The organism is Salinivibrio socompensis S35, from assembly GCF_000513715.1.
GTDB classification, from domain to species: domain Bacteria; phylum Pseudomonadota; class Gammaproteobacteria; order Enterobacterales; family Vibrionaceae; genus Salinivibrio; species Salinivibrio socompensis.
The window spans coordinates 1-2,075 of record NZ_AQOD01000173.1; the positions used below are offsets into that span (position 1 = coordinate 1).

Annotated in this window: 3 protein-coding genes; 1 reads left to right on the forward strand and 2 read right to left on the reverse strand. The window is 47.1% G+C overall.

Annotation, left to right across the window (positions count from 1 at the left end):
- Positions 1-666: 666 nt before the first annotated feature.
- Together DZ54_RS0115955 and DZ54_RS0115960 are read right to left on the reverse strand one after the other, a co-directional pair.
- Positions 667-951 (reverse strand): helix-turn-helix domain-containing protein, encoded by a 285-nt coding sequence (locus tag DZ54_RS0115955; RefSeq protein ID WP_025675165.1) that lies wholly within the window; start codon positions 949-951, stop codon positions 667-669.
- Positions 944-1,267: a type II toxin-antitoxin system RelE/ParE family toxin gene (locus tag DZ54_RS0115960; RefSeq protein ID WP_025675167.1), complete on the reverse strand. Its 324-nt coding sequence runs from the start codon at positions 1,265-1,267 to the stop codon at positions 944-946. Before DZ54_RS0115960 ends, DZ54_RS0115955 begins: the two co-directional genes overlap by 8 nt.
- 255 nt (positions 1,268-1,522) lie before the next feature.
- Here DZ54_RS0115960 and cas1f point away from each other — a divergent pair.
- Positions 1,523-2,075 (forward strand): type I-F CRISPR-associated endonuclease Cas1f (gene cas1f / locus DZ54_RS0115965; protein ID WP_025675169.1); only part of this gene is annotated, 553 nt, incomplete at its 3' end.

The window sequence follows — 2,075 nt, forward strand, 5'->3', positions numbered from 1 at the left end:
GCAGTTGTTTGCTTGAGATATAACCCGGATATCCAGGCACAATGTCGGCGCCTAATGGAAAACGGTAAAAGTAAAATGCAGGCTTTAGGAGCTGGAATGCGCAAGCTGGTACAGATTTGTTTTGGTGTGGTGAAACATCAAAGCGAATACCACCCGCAAGTGGTTACATAACCCTTTACGGATGGTTCGGAGAGATGGTATCTACGCACAGGCAGCGACGATGACACAAGCCCCAGCGCAATGTTGGATATGGCAAATTGCCAACGGGCGCCTGTCACGATCAGTGCCAATTTTAACGACGATGTCGGATGGCGCGCGGCGTAAGTCATACCAAGTTTGCACGATCGAGTTGGCGCTTATGCCGACCTACGCACAGGCAGCGACGATGACACAAGCCCCAGCACGGTGTTGGATATGTGCAAATTGCCAACGGGCGCCTGTCACGATCAGTGCCAATTTTAACGACGATGTCGGATGGCGCGCGGCGTAAATCACACCAAGCTTGTACGATCGAGTTGGCGCTTATGCCGACCTACGCATAGGCAGCTTAGATACTGAAAATAATTGTTTTTTATGTCAGTTCATTGTTAGTGGGTCGTGGCATCGAGGAAGTAGGGGGATGGTTCAAGGTCAATAAAAGCGTATGACTAGCAATGACTATATACGTTAATTTGACGCATGTTTATAGCCAAAGTTAAGCTTGCAATTGCATGCTTTTGCATAGCTAAGCAGGGTTTTAAGGGTTGGATTACCTTTCCCTTTTTCAAGTCGAGAAATATTGCCTTCTTTCGTCCCCATACGTTCTGCAACCTGCTGTTGAGTTAGCCCGGCCTGCTTACGCATACTGAGTAACATATCGATCAATTCAAACTCAGGCGTCAATTCATCGTATGCTTGTTTCACGTCTGGGTTTTGCAATGCTTTCGCTTTTAGTGCTTGTAGGCTATTCACTTTTCACCTCTTTCATACGCCCTGTTGCCAATGCTAAGTCTTTCTTTGGTGTCTTTTGGCTTTTCTTCACAAATGCATGAAGGATATAGATGTTGGGACCGTCTAAATAGCAGAATAGACTTCGTCCGATCCCTTCTTTTGCTTTGGCGCGAATTTCAAACAGGCCGTTACCTATTGATTCTGTGTGAGGAGGACCTAAGTTTGCGCCATGTTTTTCTATTAGTTCAAGCAGCTTGAGCATTCGCGCTTGAATCTTAGGAGGCATGTTGAGAATGCTCTCCTCCACGCCTTGGTAAAAAACAATGTTCCAGTTCATCTTTCACTTCTTATTATCATATATGATAATTTTCTGTGGGTCAAAATCCACTTATCATACCGAGTCATCTCGAGCAACCTTGTGCGATTAGTGTTATCTGATTCGCATAACAATCACACAGACAGCAGACTGCGATCTTCCTCCAAACATTAAAGTGTGCCTTGTTTCACGGGCAATCGATGCGGTTTGTGTTACTTTTCTTGCTCTTGAGAGTGATCTGTTTTGTCACTCGGGACAATCACGAAAGGGACACCCATGGACGATCTCTCGCCCTCGGATCTTAAAACCATCCTTCATTCTAAACGCGCCAATATGTACTACCTCGAGCATTGCCGTGTGATGCAAAAAGACGGGCGTGTGTTGTACTTGGCGGAGGCGAAACGCGAAAACCTCTACTTTAATATCCCCATTGCCAATACCACGGTGTTGTTGCTCGGGACTGGCACATCAATCACCCAAGCGGCGATGCGTATGCTGTCGCAAGCGGGTGTGCTGGTTGGCTTCTGTGGAGGTGGCGGTACGCCACTGCATATGGCAACTGAGGTTGAATGGTTTACACCGCAAAGCGAGTATCGACCCACTGAATATCTGCAAGGGTGGTTGTCATTTTGGTTTGATGATCAAAAACGATTGGACGCAGCGCGAACTTTTCAGCTAGCTCGTCTGAGTTACTTAAAGCAGGTCTGGCAAGCGAGCCGTGAACTTAAGCTTGAAGGGTTTGATGTGGCCGAATTAGCCGGCGCACTCGACACCTTTGTGGAACGAACCGACAAGGCCAGCAAGCCGGCTGATTTATTGCTTACCGAAG

Coding starts and splice junctions, on each gene's coding strand:
- DZ54_RS0115960 (WP_025675167.1), bottom strand. CDS start 1,267: ATGAACTGGAACATTGTTTTTTACCAAGGCGTGGAGGAGAGCATTCTC.